The following is a 17,098-nucleotide window of genomic DNA, read 5'->3' as shown; positions in this document are numbered from 1 at the left end:
ACTTTAGCACTCTCCTTTCAATCTATTTTTATTATTTTATTCATTTAAATACCTAGCAATATATACTAAATATCCATTATATTATAGTCACGGATCTACTATATTTAAATAGAAAAATACTTTTATTTAGATTTTTATGGAAAAAATATAGAAATTTATAAGAAGTTAGTCTAAATCTGTTACACAACCTGTAGAAGCTGATGATACTGTCTTTATGTATTTTTTAAGAGTTCCTCGAGTTGCTTTTGGTTGTGGTTGTTGCCATTTTGATTTTCTTTGTGCTATCTCTTGATCTGACAACTCAACATCAATAACGTTATTAATAGCATCAATAGTGATCTTATCACCATTCTCAATTAAACCTAGCATTCCACCATCAAAAGCCTCAGGAGCAATATGACCAACGATAAAACCATGAGAACCACCTGAAAAACGACCATCTGTAATCAAAGCAACATCTTGACCTAGCCCAGCACCCATTATTAAAGAAGTTGGTTTAAGCATCTCTGGCATACCAGGACCGCCTTTAGGGCCTTCATAACGAATAACAATTACATCACCTTTTTTAATTTTACCTTGTTCAACTGCAGCAACCATCTCTTCTTCTGAGTCAAATACATTTGCTACACCTGTAAAGATTTCACCTTCTTTACCAGTAATTTTAGCAACAGACCCTTCAGGAGCTACATTACCTTTTAAAATCTGTAAATGTCCAGTTTTCTTAATAGGATTATCTAAACTATGGATAATAGTATTATCTTCTGGAAGATCTGCAACAGCTTCAAGGTTTTCAGCTAAAGTTTTACCTGTGACAGTCAAACAATCACCATGAAGCATACCTTCTTTTAGTAACATTTTCATTACAGCTGGCGTACCACCTATAGCATGAAGATCTGCCATTACATATTTACCACTTGGTTTAAAGTCTGCTAATACTGGAGTCTTGTTAGCTATCTCTTGGAAATCATCGATATTAAGATCAACACCTACTGAGCTTGCTATAGCTAATAAATGCAATACTGCATTAGTAGATCCGCCCATAACAGTGATTAAAACCATAGCATTTTCAAAAGCTTGGCGAGTCATAATATCTCTAGGTTTGATATCTAGCTCTAAAAGATTTCTTATAGTTTCACCAGCTTTATCACACTCTTGTACTTTCTCAACAGATGTTGCAGGAGTTGATGAGCTAAATGGTAAGCTCATACCTAAAGCTTCAATAGCACATGCCATAGTATTTGCAGTATACATACCACCACAAGCACCTGCACCAGGACATGCTTTTTTAATAGTTTCTTGACGCTCTTGCTCTGTAATCTGACCAGATAAACATGCTCCATAACTTTGGAAAGCTGTAACTATATCAATTGGTTTACCACGCATAACACCTGCTTGAATAGTACCACCATAGATAACAAACCCAGGTCTATTTAATCGACCTAAAGCCATCATACAGCCAGGCATATTCTTATCACAACCAGGAATAGAAACCAAACCATCATACCAGTGAGCTGACATTACAGTTTCAATAGAATCAGCAATAAGATCTCGAGACTGTAATGAGTAGCTCATACCATCTGTACCCATTGAAATACCATCACTAACTCCGATAGTATTAAATCTCATCCCTTTTAATTTATCTTTCTCAACACTATTTTTTACAAATTGTGCTAATTGATTTAGATGCATATTACATGTATTACCTTCGTACCATACACTAGCAATACCAATTTGTGGTTTATGCATATCAGCATCATTCATTCCTGTGCCATATAGCATAGCTTGAGAAGCGCCTTGAGATTTATCTTCTGTAAGACGGCTACTATATTTATTTAATACTTTTTTCATAATTTCTCACCTTAGATATATCTTATGCATAAGCAATATTATATGCGTCAATAAATGCTTCAACAGAAGCTTGGATTATGTCAGGAGACACCGCTTTACCGATACTCTTTATACCTTCTTTCTCTAGACTCATCTCAACATAAACAACAGCATCTGCACCTTGTCCACGTATTTTAACTTTATAGTCAGTCAGGTTATATACAATATCACTAGGACATGCTCGACATAGAGCATTTAAAACAGCATCAACTGGACCAACACCATAGCTTGAAGCAAAATATAGCTGATCTGCTATCTTAACGGTAACTTCCGCTACAGATTTCTGATCAAGTTCAACATTAACTTTAAATGATTGGACATCCAAAATATTTTTACTAACAGCGTCTGCCATCTCTGTGGCATCTTGAATGATATCTTGAATATCTGAGACACTAATTGTTTTACCTTTAACTAAGAATCTCTCAATCAGCTCTCTAACCTTAGCTAAGAATGATTCATCATAGTTAGCGCCAAATAACTCGCCTAACGTTTTCTTAACTTCTTCAAGAGTTGGCAAACTATCAAATACCACTTCATTTTGTTCGATAAATAACATTGTTTTATTATCAAAGAAATGACTATTATACAGTCTGTCAAAATCATTCTCAGTAGGATATATAATTGGCGGCTGAATTGCTGACTTAAGCACTACACTTGGATCTTTAAGTCCCTCTCCTGATAGTACACAGACTACAGTACTACCTTTTTGAAGCTTGCCATCTTTATATTTTTGAAGTAGATGGGCAATAGTCGATGCCGAAGCTAATTCAACAAATAACCCTTCTTTTGTTGATAACATATATTGAGCTTCAAGCATTTTCATATCAGTAACAGCTGTTGATTCTCCACCAGTACTATAGATAGCATCTATAGCTTTATCACCATCTATAGGGTATGGCACTGCTATTGCTGTAGCAATTGTATTAGCTGCCTTTAATGGCTCAACTCTATTTTGGTTTTTTTGATATGCTCTAGCTAAAGTATCTGCTCCAGTAGATTGTACACCTGTTAGTTTTGGTAATGAATTGATAAAACCTAGTTCTTTATATTCAGAGAAACCTTTATAATAAGCTGTCATATTAGTACCGCAACCAATTGGCACTATAACTTCATCGGGCACTTGGAAAAGTAATTGATCAACTAACTCAAAAGCCGCTGTTTTTTGTCCTTCAACCCTAAAAGCATAATCTCCTGCAAGGAAGAAATCTTTTGATTTAGCAATATCATAAGCTAATTTAGCTGCTGCATTATAGCTTCCTTTTACCTGGACAATCTTACCACCATATGACATTACTTGAGCTAGCTTAGATGTTGCAACACCCTCTGGCACAATAATAAAACAAGGCATTTTTGCAGCCGCTGCATAACAAGCACAAGATGCTGCCATATTACCAGTTGATGCTAAAACTATACCCTTTGCTCCTAGCTCTTTAGCAACTGTGATATCTACCGCAGAGCCTCTATCTTTAAATGATCCTGTAGGATTTTTTCCTTCAACTTTAAAATAAAGATTTATACCTAACTCTTTACCTATAATTTTACTTTTTAATAATGGAGTTGGTGCCTCTCTTAAAGATACAAAACTTGAAGGATCCTTAATTGGCATAAATGGTATATATTTAGATAAGCAAGGGGTTGCCTGAGTAAAGTAATCTTTGTTTATTTTTTTACTTACCTTGTCAATATCCATTTGGATTTCCCAAGGCTCATCTTCTCCCGCAAAAACAAAACTATCAGTAGAAACTTCTTCTTTAGTATAGAAATTTAATATTTTGTACATTCTATAGAATTACCTCATAAAATTTAATCATAGACTTATAAACTTACTTTATACTAATGCATTTTAATTAATAATTAAATAAAGTGTTTATGGTATTTTTTATTTCTGCTAAAAAAACCATTTAAAGCTGAAATTATTCTAGAAAATTAGAGCTAAATTAGCAACTAAATAGAGCTTTACTGATACCAAGAGTCCAACCTATCTTTTAGCTTATCTAAGCCCATTTTGTTTAATGAAGAAAATAATTGATAAGAAATTTTATCCGTTGAAATAAATGTTTTTAAAAAGCTCTCAATCATTCTATTTGCTTGAGCTCTTTCTTTGTTATTTAGCTTATCAGCTTTTGTTAGAAGTATATGTAAATTTAAATCGAATGATATTGCCATTTCAATCATCAAAGAGTCAAACTCTTTTAGTGCATGACGTGAATCTACTAAAAGAACTATTCCACCTAAACATTGACGTGATGTAAGGTAACTTTCCATCTCGCTTTGCCATTGCTTTTTAATAGCTTCAGAAACTTTAGCATAGCCATAACCTGGCAAATCAACTAGTCTTTTGTTATCACCAAGATCAAATAAATTTATTAACTGCGTTCTTCCAGGAGTCTTACTTACTCTAGCAAGACCTTTATGATCTGTAAGAGTATTTAAAGCGCTAGATTTGCCTGCATTTGATCTACCCGCAAACGCTACTTCTACACCTGTATCTTCAGGAAGTTGAGAGACTTTTGCAGCACCCATTATATATTTTGCATTACGATAATTCATAGTTTATGCTCTAGTTTTATTTTTTCAAAAAGTTCATAACAAGCAGTATGAATCATTAAAAAAACTTTCTCAAAGTTATTTTCATAATATGGATCTGGAACATCTTGTATAGATATTGTAGATGCATGTTCAAGCATTCTTGATACTTTTGAAAAATCAGCTGTTGGAAACATCTGTCTCATAGTATCAACATTTTCTTGATCCATAGCAACTATATAATCAAACTTATCAAAATCTGACTCTTCTAGTTGTTGTGATTTCTGATCTGAAAGGTCACAGTCATATCTTCTAGCTGTTTCTAGTGATCTCATATCAGCTCCATGACCCTCATGTCCCCACATACGTGAACTAGTGCCACAGGATTCTACATAAAAATTATCTTTAAGATTATTTTCCTTAACAATATCTCTAAAAATACCATGTGCTGTTGGAGATCTACAAATATTACCCTTACATACAAAAAGTACTTTTACTTTACTCATAATCTATTTAGCCTCTTTCATATCTTCAGCAAGTTTACTATGCGGCTCTAGTTTAAAGCCTTGAAAAAACTTACTTTCAGGTTTAAGCATAAATACAACCTCATTTTTACCATTAAAGCTCTGCTTATAAGAGTTCATACTCTTTAAGAATTCATATAATGGTACTGAACTAGCATAAGTATCTGTAAAGATCTTCGCCGCTTTTGCATCAGCTTCAGCTCTAATAATTTTAGATTGTCTTTCTGCCTCAGCCATAGTTACTGTTACTTTTGCATCAGCGGCTGCCTTTGTTTTCTCAGCGGCTCTTTCACCCTCAGCTCTTATACGCGAAGCTTCTTTATGTCTAGAAGACTTCATTCTTTGATATATAGATTCTGTAATAGTATCAGGTAAATCAATTTGATTAACTCTAACATCTACGATAGATATACCAATTTCTTTAGCTTGAGCTGCAACATCTTTTGTTAATGCAATCATCAGTTTATCACGATCATTATTAACTAGACTTTGGATATCATTTTTACCAACTTCTGCTCTTAATGATGATTCTAAGAACTGTTTTAATAAAGTCTCTGCTCTAAAAACTTGCCCACTTGTACTAATAAAGAATTTAGAAATATCATTTATTCTCCAAACAACATAAGCATTTATTAGCACATCTTTTTTCTCTTTTGTGACAACACGTGAAGAGTCAGTTGTTAAGACTCTATTTCTCATATCATAGTTTTTAACAGTATCTAAGAATGGAATTTTGACATGAATACCTGGTTCATACTCAATAACTTTACCATCTTTTTTAACAAGTTCTCCTAACCTTAAAACAACAGATTCTGTACCTTGTTTTACTATAAATTTACTACTTAGAGTTACTATGACTACAATTACCACAAGTACTAAGACTATCTTAAAAATTTTACTCATCTTAGTTCCCTCCTTGTGTATTTGATAATAATGCTTGTTTTTGGCTACTATCTAAACCATAAAAAATATTTTTCGCACCATCGCCATCTATTATGAATACTTTATTGTGCTGTAGTACATTTGAGATAGTATTAAAATACATTTGATTCATGACAATATCAGGTGATTTCTTATATATAGGAAGCAACTGTTCGAACTCAGCCACTTCACCTTGAGCTTGTAATACTATTTGTTGCTTATAAGCATTTGCTTGATCAACGATTCTCTGAGCTTTACCTTGTGCAACAGGAAGAACCCTATTTGCATAAGACTCTGCTTCGTTTTGTAGTCTAGCTTGATCTTCTCTTGCTTTTATAACATCATCAAAAGCATCTTTAACAGCATCTGGTGCTTGAGCAGGCTGCATAATAACATCACTTATATATATGCCAGATTTATACTCTTTTAATAAAGATTCCATTTCTTGCTTAACTTTACCGGCTATTGACGCTCTTTGCGTTGTTAAAATATCAGATAAATTACTATGCCCAATAACCTGTCTAACCGCACTTTCTAATGATTGCTGTAATAGTTGAGATGGATCTGTATTTGCAAATAAATAATCCTGTAAATTAGAAATACGATACTGTACTGTAAATGAAACATGTACAATATTTTCTTCTGAAGTTAACATATCCCTCTTCAAAGAAATTGTTTTTAATTCTTGAACATTTTCTTTACGAATTGTATCTATTCCTATCGGATACCAGTGCAGACCTGGTTGAACCATTTTTGTAAACTTACCAAGTCTAAGTACCGCAGCTTGCTCAGCAGGTTGAACAACATAAAAGCCGAAACCTACCCATCCAACTACTATAACCCCTATAACAATAGCAGCTATTTTTTTAATAGGCGGTTTTTCAAATATTGGATTGTTCTTATTGGCATTTTTAGAATAAATACTTTCATTATCATCATCATTCTTTTTCTTCTTTTTACCGAAGAACTTCTTAATCATTTCTTCCAAATCTGGAGGTCCTTGCTCAGAGTTTTTACTCCAAAAACATTTTTTCTTTAGTCTTTTTATCATAAATGAAGTATTCCTATATTTTTACAATAGTATTTTATGCTTATAACTTACCTATTATATATAAAAAATTATACATTTTTTGCACTATCTGCAAATAATTAACAAATGCTTACACTTGTAATATTGAATAACTAAAGATATAGCTCTAAAATTGAAAGTGAGACTAATTTCTTAAGGAAAGAATTATGAGAATTGCGATAAATGGAATTGGTATAGCAGGACCAACTTTAGCGTGGTGGCTTAGAGAGTATGGTTTTGAACCTGTTATTTTTGAAAAGTCTCCTGAGTTTAAATCAGGGGGGCATCTAGTGGATTTTTGGGGACATGCCTGTGAAATAATGGACAAAATGGGACTTCTTGAGCAATTAAAACAAGAATCTTACCAAATTAAGCATATCCACTGCTTTGATGAGAATGGTAGAAGATCTTCAAAAGTAAATATTTCTTCACTTATCAAAGAAAATTATGGCGAATTTTTAAGTGTTAAGCGCGGAGACATTTCAAAAGTCATTTATAATGCTTGTAAAGGAATGGATATAAGGTTCGGCACATCTATAGAAAGCTTAGAAGAACAAGAAGATGGTGTAACTGTTCACCTTTCTGATAAAACTACAGAGAAATTTGACCTTGTTATAGGGGCTGATGGCTTACACTCTCATATTCGCTCATTAGTGTTTGATAAGTCAGAGTATGAAGAATATGATTTAAATAAATATATTGCCGCGTTTTCTATAAAGGACTATAACCATTATGAAAAATTTACTTATGCAATAAGTGTTGGCAATAATAAACAGGTCGCTAGAGTTTGCTTAGATGAGAAAGAAACCCTAGTAATGTTTACTCTTGATGCAAATTTAGTTGAAAAAGTCCCAACTACTTTAGAAGAAAAAAAACAAGTTCTACGCTCAGTATTTAAAGATAATAAATGGGAAACACCTGATATCCTTGCTAGACTTGATAATGTTGAATATATTTATTTCGACAACGTAAGCCAAGTAAAAATGGATAACTGGTATAAAGGACGTGTTGCTTTAGTTGGAGATGCTTCTTCTTGCCCTTCTATACTAATGGGTTTAGGAAGTATGTTTGCAATAGTTGAGACTTATATACTAGCTGGTGAATTATATAAAGCCAAAGGTGACTATAAAGTAGCTTTTGAACAATGGCAAGATAAATTAAAAGATATAATCAACAGAAAACAAAAAGTTGGCTTATCAAACTTATCCTTAGCAGCATCAGATGAGATTATAAAAAAATACCTTTCTACAATCACAGTTAAAATATCTTCAACACCAGTTGTATCAAAATTTATTGGTGCTGGAATCTTTAATGATCAAATAGAGCTACCTGATTATAAAAAAGATTAATCCTTAATAAAAAATTCTTCTAAATTTAAATCAAAATCTCGACTAAACCTTTCAAAATCATCTTCAGATATTTTTATATCTAGTAAATAGTTACCTTGCTCAGAAATATCTTCATTATCAACTACACCTAATTCATACATCATAGCTCTAACCTTAGAATATTTAGGCGGCAATTCTAAAGTACCATTTATCCATGATTTATTAAAAAATGTAGCCAATGCTTCATAGAATTCATCAATACCTTGACCTGTCTGAGCAGATAGATAAACCCTAGCTACTACGCTACTATCAGAATCATCTAATTGAACAAAACTTGGTGAAATGTCATCTAGTTTATCTATCTTATTGTACACACAGACCATTTCTTTATCTGCTATACCTATTTCTTTCAGGACTCTTTCAACCTGATCAATATAACTTTTATAATCTTCATCAGCATAGTCAATAACATGAACTAAAAGATCTGACTCTATAGCCTCTTCTAAAGTTGCATGAAATGCTTCTACTAAATCATGTGGCAAATTTTTGATAAAACCTACAGTGTCAGAAAATATAACTTCTCCTAACTTAGGTACTATTACTTTACGCAATGTTGGATCTAAAGTTGCAAAAAGCTGATCTTTTGCTAAGACCTGAGCATCTGTAATTTTATTAAATAGTGTAGATTTACCAGCATTTGTATACCCTACAAATGAAATTGTTGGAATATTATTTTTCTTACGCGAAGATCTACTTAAGTCACGATGATGTTTTACTTTATTAAGCTTTTGCGTAATTTGTTTGATTCTTTGTCTAATTAAACGTCTATCAATCTCAAGCTGAGTCTCACCTGGACCACCTCTGACACCAATACCACCTTTTTGTCTTTCTAAGTGAGTCCAACCTTTTACTAGACGTGTTGATTGATAGTTTAGCTGAGCAAGTTCAACTTGAAGTTTACCTTCATGAGTTTTAGCCCGTAATGAGAATATCTCTAGAATCAGTCTAGTTCTATCCATAATTTTACATTCTAGAAACTCTTCAATATTACGCTCTTGAGATGGACTTAATGGATGGTTAAAAACTACTAAATCCGCCTTTATTTCATCACGTTTATTTTTTACCATCTCCATTTTACCCATACCACAGAAGTATTTGATATCAGGCTCAGGATGATTAAAATCTAAGCTCTCTAAAACGACCTTATCAGCAGCTAAAACTAAACCCTCAAGTTCAGCTAGATCTGCATTAAGTTCACGATGGTATTTAAAATTTATATTTACAAGTAGACACTTACTACCCGCTTCATAAGATTGGAAAAATTCCATTTAATCTAATCTGCTCCTAATGAACATAAATATTTTGAAATAAGTATATCAGCTAATTTTCTTTGCGTCAGGATATGCACAAACAATATTTGAAAATTACTTATACTAAAGAATAAAAAGAGATGCTTAATCTAAATATCAAGCTAGTAATGAGAGAGTAGATAGAATTATTATTCGTTAGTATTGCCTTCGTTCTCTTGAGCTTCAAGTTCATCAGAGTGAACATCAGCAACATTTTCATCTTGCTCTTCATTTGAGTTTTGATGATATGGGTTAAAAGAGCTATAAACCATTCTTACACTTTTAGCAGGTACTATAGTAGAAATAGCATGCTTATAAACCATTTGATTTACAGTATTTCTAAGTACGATACAGAACTGGTCAAAAGCTTCTACTTGACCTTGTAATTTAATACCGTTTACAAGATAAACAGATACGCTAACTTTTTCTTTTCTTAAAGCATTTAAGAATGGGTCTTGTAAAGATGATATTCTTGACATTGTTTCACTTCCTTTTAATTATTTTGTTATAGTTATTATTTTATCAAGTTTAACAATTAAACTTCGCCGTATATTCTAACAATATTTAAACCTATCAGCAAATATTAATTTTAAGCAATAAAAAGATACATGTTTTAATTGCTTATAAGAAAATTATATTAGCTATATAAGTAATAATGATAATCAATCTCATCTTTACTATTCCAATTTAATTCTACTTCATATAAAATTGTCGTCATACGTCTTAATATTTTCTTATATTACTCAACAAATAGGAAGATTCTAAAACATTTAAGGAAGGCTTTGATGGCATATATCTTCAGAAGTTTTACTATATATTTTTTATATATGCTTAGTTTTGAATATTTATTAGCTCAACCAAAGGAAAGCTCATCAGTCAAAGAAACAGCAATACAACTACAGCAGCAGATACAAAGTCTTCAAAATGAAATCAAAGAACTGGAATACTCAGAATTTCAAGAAAATAATAACTCTTCATTCTCCACATACTCATCTGTAGTAACAGATAACTCTGAAGTTTCTGAAAATCCCCTCGATAGAAACTTGATAAAACAAGATAGAATGGAAATAATGCAAAATGTAAATGCAGATAATCAAATTATAGATCTAAAAAATGAACCTTTAGGGGGTGTATTTAATACAAAAGGAGGTATTAATGTAGGAAATATGCCAGCTATTACAAATAGAGGTCAAGTGGCATTTTTGGGTGCGTACTCTGGTAATAACGAAATTCCAATTGGTCAAATTTCTTCTACACTATTTGCTACAACAGTACTAGGACAAAGAGATAAGTTCAGTGATTATGAAATATTTTTAGGTGGATTTATTGGTATTGATGCCCAAACATGGTTTGGAGATAGTCTAAAAAGAGTAGACTTTAATGGTAAACCAACATCTTCTTTCTCGAAAAATGGTCAAAATATATATCTGACATCAGCTACACTATATTTTTTAGCAAATGCAGGAGAATATCTTACAGCATCATATGATGTTAGCGCAAATGAGGATGGTGATTTTTTCATAAACAATGCTTTTGCAATATTTGGCAATCTCACTGTTTCTCCATTTTTTGTAACAGCAGGAAGAAGTCCTCTTACGGTTGCTAATTTTGGTGGAGGTGGTACTTATGTTGGAAGTGTTGCTGACTATCTTGGTGTAGGTCGAGCGACAAATGTATCTTTAAACTATAAAAGTGACACAACAAATATAAGTGTAGCTGCATTTGGAACAGATGATCAAACAGCAAATTTCTCAGCTGGTTTCTTTTATGGTGACTCATGGACAAAAGATTTATCGGTAGGTTTTAACACAGGTTATGTGTATAACCTAAATGGTGCTGAGAATCTTAGCATACCAATGATTGCTCCAGGAAAAACTATAGGAGCTTATAATATTGATACTAACGTAGCATACAATATCGGTACAGGAGTATTACAAGTTAATGTCGGATGGGTAACAACTACAGGAGCTGCTGATTTTAATGGCACAGGGGATGACGTTTTTACAGGAGCATGGTATATAGGTGGAAACTATTCTTTAAATCTTGCTGAAAGAGACACCAACTTTACTGTTGGCTATGGCCAAACATATAATGCTGCTGCTACTCCTATGTCTATACCTGCTAGCCCTTTTCAAGATGGTTTATCAGCTTCTGGTATTAAAAATCAATTAGTTTTTTCTGCTCAGCGTGCTTACTTCGACAACAATGTACTATTTGGACCAGAATGGGCTTATCAAAAGTTTTATGATGGCAGTAGTATGAATACAATTACTTTAGATATCTCTATATACTTATAAATTTATTTAAGTAATTTTAACTAATGAAAAAATCTAAAACTTCTGATTCTTTGTTATCACTCTCCATTTCAATAGTTTTAATTTCATCTTGCCAATTACGAATCCAAGTAAGTTGACGTTTAGCAAGTTGACGTGTTGCTACAATACCTTTTTTAACAAATTCATCATAGCTAATACTACCATCTAAATACTCCCAAGCTTGGCGATAACCCACACTTCTAACTGCAGTAGTATCTTTTGTTAGTTTGGGATTTTTTCTAAGCTCTTGAACCTCATCTAAAAAACCATGATCTAACATCTGTTTAAACCTAATCTCAATATTTTTATGAAGTATTGATCTATCATTTGGAACTATGGCACATAGTTTTAACTCTTCTTCTAAACCACCAACTTTTGAAGTCTTGACAAGCTCAGAATATTTTTGGCCACTTATCATAATCACCTCTAAAGCTCGAAAAATCCTCTGTTGATCATTTTGATTTATTTTTTGTGCCGACTCAGGGTCCATTCTTTTTAACTGTTGATGTAGATATTCTAGACCTTTTGCTTTTTTTTCTAATTCTAACGTTTGTCTTATCTCAGGTTTACTTTCTGGTAAGTTTGATAATCCTTCTATTAGACCTTTAAAATAAAGCATAGTTCCACCAACTAGTAAAACTTCTTTATCTCTTAACCAAATTTCCTTCTTAAGCTTATTAACACTTGATATAAAATCAGCAACAGAAAAACTCTCGGTAGGCTTTATTATATCGATAAGGTGATGTTGTATACCCGCTTGCTCTTCTAGTGTAGGTTTAGCAGTACCAATATCCATCCCCTTATAAACAAGTGAAGAATCTACGCTTATTATTTCTGCATTAATTTTTTTTGCAATAGATATTGAAAGAGATGTTTTACCAGAAGCTGTCGGTCCAGCTATCGCATAAATTGACTTATTCATTTAGATATTTTTATAATTCACTTTAACAGAGATCTCTTTTTTAAGAGATTGTAAATAAAAATTTTGCTCTTCTTGTTTATAAGCATTAGTTACTTGGCTAGGAATAGCATTTTTCTTATTTGATTTAACTGGCTCAACTTTTGCAACTTTATAAACATAGATATCATCATTTTTATCCTGATAAATATGATATTGATTGTTATTGTTAAATAAAACATAATTAGCAAAACCTTCGGTAAAATCTTTTGCTTTAGATTCACTAGATATAGTAGCCTTACTAAAATCTTGATTTGCTTTTTTACCGCTCTCAAGGCTATCTAATAACTTTTGCGATTTTTGTATAGCTAATTCTTGAGATTTTTGTTCAACATATGCTTTTGTTACAGAATCTTTAACTTTAGCAAGCTTTTGTTGGGTAGCTGACTTTGAACTATCTACCTGATAAACTAAAAGCTTATCATTAGATATTGCTATACTTGAATATTTATCACTATTTATAAAGAATAAACTATTCTTAATTCCATCTAATGATGATTTAGCATTATTAGTGATACTTGAGGTTTTTACTTTACCCAACTTAGTCTCTAATTTACCAAATTTAATACTATCAACATTTTGAGAGTAGGAATTAAATTGTTCTAATGCTTTTCTATTTTGAATAATCTTAGCAATAGTTTTTTTAGTTTTATCATCAAATTTTGTGAATAAATCTTTGTGAGTATTAAAATAGTTCTGCAATACTTGATCACTAATTTTTTCTTTAGATAGAAAAGCATTTTTTGAAATTATAAAGTAACTAACTTTTTTACTCGCTGGAGTAACATATTCAGCCTTATGCTCATTATAATACTTCGCTAATTCTTCATTAGTTGGTTTTATTTGTGCTTTTAAAGAACTAGGCTGAATTTTGATGTACTTTATTTGCTTATCTACAGAGTAAATACTAGATAATGATTTATTTTCATAATCAGTTATAAATGAGGTTTGTGATATAGTTTGAGGAATTATCGTAGCTAATATATTCTGAGATACTAATTGCTCTAACCTATCCATTCCACCAAGATAGCCTATTACTTGCTTTAATTTATCACTGGAGAATTTACCATCTTTACCAAAAAACATCGGATTATTAAAAATAGCTGATTGTAATGCTAACTTAGATACCGCTATATTTTTTTGTGCCGCTGCTAATATTAAGTACTGATTTACCATTTGTGATAAAACTTGAATTTTCTGTTCCTTAGTTTTAGCTTTTTGAGCGTATTGCTGGAACTGTTGATAACTTATTTCATTATCACCAACTTTTGCAACATATGAACGACTACCGCCACCCATATTTGTAAAAAAGAAACTCATTCCAGAGATTACAAATATAAAACTTATAGAAATAACCACTATCCAAGTAAATGGTCCTTTTAATCTATCATTAAAAGACTGCAACATTTTTTCAACCTTAAATTAATAACTCTTATTAAATTTATAAATATTATAGATAAAAAAAAGGCATACTGTTAAGCATGCCCTTCAAAAAAACTAACTTTTTTAAAGTTTTTTTATTTTACTGCATCTTTAAGACCTTTACCAGCTTTGAAGCTTGGAACTTTAGAAGCAGCAATTTGAATTGTTTCGCCTGTTTTAGGATTTCTACCTTCTCTAGCACTTCTTTCTTTAACTTGGAAAGTACCGAATCCTACAAGTGTTACGCTATCGCCTTTCTTAAGAGCTTTAGTTACCGCTTCAATAGTAGCGTCTAAAGTACTTCCAGCAACTTCTTTAGTAACATCAGCTTCTTTCGCTATAGCACTTACTAGTTCACTTTTATTCATCTTTAAAACTCCTTTTGTTTTATAAATCGATATATTACCAATTACGGTTATAACACTAAAAATATAGTGTTTCAATACCAAAACACTAAAAAACCCTCTCTAATACCTCTTTTATGTTATTTACAGGGGTTATTTCTAGTTTTTCTGTAATTTCTTTGTCTACATCTGCAAGGTTTTTAACATTCTGTTTTGGTATCAAAACTTCCTTAATTCCACCTCTTAAGGCTGCTAAAAGTTTTTCTTTTAAGCCACCAATTGGTAATACATCACCACGTAATGTTACCTCACCAGTCATAGCAATATCATTTCTTACTGGTTTATCCGTATATACAGACACTAAAGCCGTAGTCATTGCAATACCAGCACTTGGTCCATCTTTAGGAGTTGCTCCCTCAGGTACGTGAATATGAATATCTTTTTTCTCATAAAAATCATCTGCAAGTTTATAATCTTTAGAGATTGAGCGCATTACACTAAATGCTGCATCAATAGATTCTTTCATTACATCACCTAGACTACCTGTATATTTAACTTTGCCTTTACCAGGCATAGCTAAGGCTTCAATTGTGAGAAGCTCACCACCTACAGATGTCCACGCAAGACCTGTAACTTGTCCTACTTTTGCTTTAGTATTCTTAACACCATAATCATACTGATGAACACCTAAGTATTCTTCAAGGTTTTTTGGAGTTATTGAAATTTTGCCATGTTCAGGGTCTTTAAGAAGATTCTTGACACCTTTACGACAAATTCCATCTATCTTTTGCTGTAAATTTCTTACACCGGCTTCTCTAGTATAGTATCTAACTACATCTAAAATAGCTTTAGGAGTAAAGTTGATCTCTTTCTTAGTTAAGCCATTATTATCTAAAGCTTTTGGTACAAGATACTGCTTAGCGATAGCTTGTTTTTCAAGCTCTGTATAACCAGATAAATTAATAATCTCTAATCTATCTCTTAGTGCAGGATCTATATCTAATGAGTTAGCTGTTGCAACGAACATTACCTTTGATAAATCATAATCTATTTCAAGATAGTGATCATTGAAAGTATTATTTTGCTCTGGATCTAACACTTCTAGTAACGCTGCTGAAGGATCACCTCTAAAGTCAGAAGAGACCTTATCAATTTCATCTAATAAGAAAAGAGGATTCTCTGTTTTTGATTTAATTATCTTTTGGATAATCTGTCCCGGCATAGAACCAATATAAGTACGACGATGACCTCTAATCTCAGATTCATCACGAACTCCACCTAATGCCATACGCACATATTCTCGACCAGTGGCTCTAGCTATAGATTGGCCTATAGATGTTTTACCAACACCTGGAGGACCTACTAAACATAAAATAGGAGCCTTGGTATTGCTATCTCTTTTTATCTGAACAGCTAAATGCTCAAGAATTCTTTCTTTTACCTTTTTGATACCGTAATGATCTTTTTCTAACACTTTCTCAGCTAAGTTAATATCTTTTTTAACTTTTGCTCTTTTACCCCAAGGTAAAGAAAGAATAGTTTCGATATAATTTCTCGATACAGCTGATTCTGAAGAAGATGGAGGCATTGCTTTGAGTTTTTTAAGCTCCTTTAAGCACTTTTCTTTTGCCTCTTCAGACATTTTAGTATTTTCTATTCTTTTCTTAAGTGCAGAAACTTCAGACTCTTCATCAGCTTCTCCAAGCTCTTTATAAATAGCTTTTACTTGCTCATTTAAGTAATATTCACGTTGATTTTTGTCAACTTGTGATTTCACTCTATCTTTTATTTTTGCTTCAAGCTCAAGTATTTCTAACTCTTCATAAAGACATGAAAGCAGTAATAATGCTTTTTTCTTTATATCTGATACTTCAAGGATCTTTTGCTTCTTAGCAATTTCTGAGTTAAGAATTGTAGCAACCTCATAAATAAACTTATGTGGCTCTTCTGTGTTAATTAAAGCCGCTAAAGTTTCTTTGGAGACCTTACCACTAATATCAACAAACCTCTTAAGAGAATCAGAGATAGATAACAAAATAGCTTTTAATTCTTTATCAACTTGATCCGGGTTATAATTATCATCAATATGTAAATTATCTAAACTTGCATAAATGCACTCTTTTTCAAGTGTATATTTAGATACTAATCTTTTTGCAATACCCTCAACTATAACCTTTAAACTTCCGTCAGGAAGCTTCATAATCTGGACTATCTTAGCTAATGTAGCTATATCATAGATATTATCTACAACATCACCTGAACTAGAGCCATTTTTTTGAGTTGCTAATAAAATATAATTATTATAATTGTTTGATGCCTGTTTTACTGCTTCTATTGACTTTTTACGCCCAACATTAAGTGGGATAGTCATTGATGGATATATAACTACATCTCTAAGTGGGACAACAGGAACAACATTTAAGATTTCTGACATAAACTTACTATACTCCTGTAA

At 32.2% G+C, this 17,098-nt stretch carries 14 protein-coding genes; 2 read left to right on the top strand and 12 right to left on the bottom strand.

Features of this window, described 5'->3' with window-relative positions; translation table 11 throughout:
* Positions 1–165: 165 nt before the first annotated feature.
* From ilvD to hflK, 6 genes are all read right to left on the bottom strand, one after another.
* Positions 166–1,848 carry a dihydroxy-acid dehydratase gene (gene ilvD, locus F7310_RS04130; RefSeq protein ID WP_072711992.1) on the bottom strand — a complete coding sequence of 561 codons (1,683 nt, stop codon included), beginning with the start codon at positions 1,846–1,848 and terminating at the stop codon, positions 166–168.
* A 22-nt stretch (positions 1,849–1,870) separates the two neighbouring features.
* Entirely contained in the window at positions 1,871–3,667 is a 1,797-nt protein-coding gene (gene thrC / locus F7310_RS10845) for a threonine synthase (RefSeq protein ID WP_072711990.1), read from the bottom strand.
* Between the two features lie 176 nt (positions 3,668–3,843).
* A complete protein-coding gene (gene yihA, locus F7310_RS04120; protein ID WP_072711989.1) occupies positions 3,844–4,437 on the bottom strand; it encodes a ribosome biogenesis GTP-binding protein YihA/YsxC in 594 nt (197 codons plus the stop codon).
* Positions 4,434–4,919 (bottom strand): low molecular weight protein-tyrosine-phosphatase, encoded by a 486-nt coding sequence (locus tag F7310_RS04115; protein WP_072711988.1) that lies wholly within the window; start codon positions 4,917–4,919, stop codon positions 4,434–4,436. Before F7310_RS04115 ends, yihA begins: the two co-directional genes overlap by 4 nt.
* A gap of 3 nt (positions 4,920–4,922) precedes the next feature.
* The gene (hflC, locus tag F7310_RS04110) at positions 4,923–5,840 is read right to left on the bottom strand and encodes a protease modulator HflC (protein ID WP_072711987.1); all 918 of its coding nucleotides are present in this window, start codon (positions 5,838–5,840) and stop codon (positions 4,923–4,925) included.
* A 1-nt stretch (position 5,841) separates the two neighbouring features.
* On the bottom strand, positions 5,842–6,909 hold the full coding sequence (hflK, locus tag F7310_RS04105; protein ID WP_072711986.1) for an FtsH protease activity modulator HflK: 1,068 nt from the start codon (positions 6,907–6,909) through the stop codon (positions 5,842–5,844).
* Positions 6,910–7,091: 182 nt separating this feature from the next.
* Here hflK and F7310_RS04100 point away from each other — a divergent pair, with 182 nt between their 5' ends.
* Entirely contained in the window at positions 7,092–8,276 is a 1,185-nt protein-coding gene (locus F7310_RS04100) for an FAD-binding domain (RefSeq protein WP_072711984.1), read from the top strand.
* On the opposite strand, the gene hflX is transcribed toward F7310_RS04100, so the two are convergent.
* Positions 8,273–9,583 (bottom strand): ribosome rescue GTPase HflX, encoded by a 1,311-nt coding sequence (hflX, locus tag F7310_RS04095; protein WP_072711983.1) that lies wholly within the window; start codon positions 9,581–9,583, stop codon positions 8,273–8,275. The two genes, F7310_RS04100 and hflX, sit on opposite strands and share 4 nt — an antisense overlap.
* A 170-nt stretch (positions 9,584–9,753) precedes the next feature.
* Positions 9,754–10,083: an RNA chaperone Hfq gene (gene hfq, locus F7310_RS04090; RefSeq protein WP_072711981.1), complete on the bottom strand. Its 330-nt coding sequence runs from the start codon at positions 10,081–10,083 to the stop codon at positions 9,754–9,756.
* Positions 10,084–10,389: 306 nt separating this feature from the next.
* On the opposite strand from hfq, the gene F7310_RS04085 reads away from it, so the two are divergent.
* Positions 10,390–11,901 (top strand): DUF3573 domain-containing protein, encoded by a 1,512-nt coding sequence (locus tag F7310_RS04085; protein ID WP_072711980.1) that lies wholly within the window; start codon positions 10,390–10,392, stop codon positions 11,899–11,901.
* A 16-nt stretch (positions 11,902–11,917) separates the two neighbouring features.
* Here F7310_RS04085 and miaA read toward each other — a convergent pair whose 3' ends face one another.
* From miaA to lon, 4 genes are all read right to left on the bottom strand, one after another.
* Complete coding sequence (gene miaA, locus F7310_RS04080) at positions 11,918–12,841, bottom strand: tRNA (adenosine(37)-N6)-dimethylallyltransferase MiaA (RefSeq protein WP_072711978.1); 924 nt, start codon at positions 12,839–12,841, stop codon at positions 11,918–11,920.
* A complete protein-coding gene (locus F7310_RS04075) occupies positions 12,842–14,284 on the bottom strand; it encodes a peptidylprolyl isomerase (protein ID WP_072711977.1) in 1,443 nt (480 codons plus the stop codon). It abuts the gene before it with no gap.
* 110 nt (positions 14,285–14,394) lie between these two features.
* Positions 14,395–14,667 (bottom strand): HU family DNA-binding protein, encoded by a 273-nt coding sequence (locus tag F7310_RS04070; RefSeq protein WP_072711975.1) that lies wholly within the window; start codon positions 14,665–14,667, stop codon positions 14,395–14,397.
* 85 nt (positions 14,668–14,752) lie between these two features.
* Positions 14,753–17,077, bottom strand: a complete 2,325-nt coding sequence (gene lon, locus F7310_RS04065) for an endopeptidase La (RefSeq protein ID WP_072711974.1) — start codon at positions 17,075–17,077, stop codon at positions 14,753–14,755.
* Positions 17,078–17,098 lie beyond the last annotated feature (21 nt).

The organism is Francisella uliginis (genome assembly GCF_001895265.1).
GTDB classification, from domain to species: Bacteria; Pseudomonadota; Gammaproteobacteria; order Francisellales; family Francisellaceae; genus Francisella; species Francisella uliginis.
This window is presented reverse-complemented; position numbering and strand designations above follow the sequence as displayed.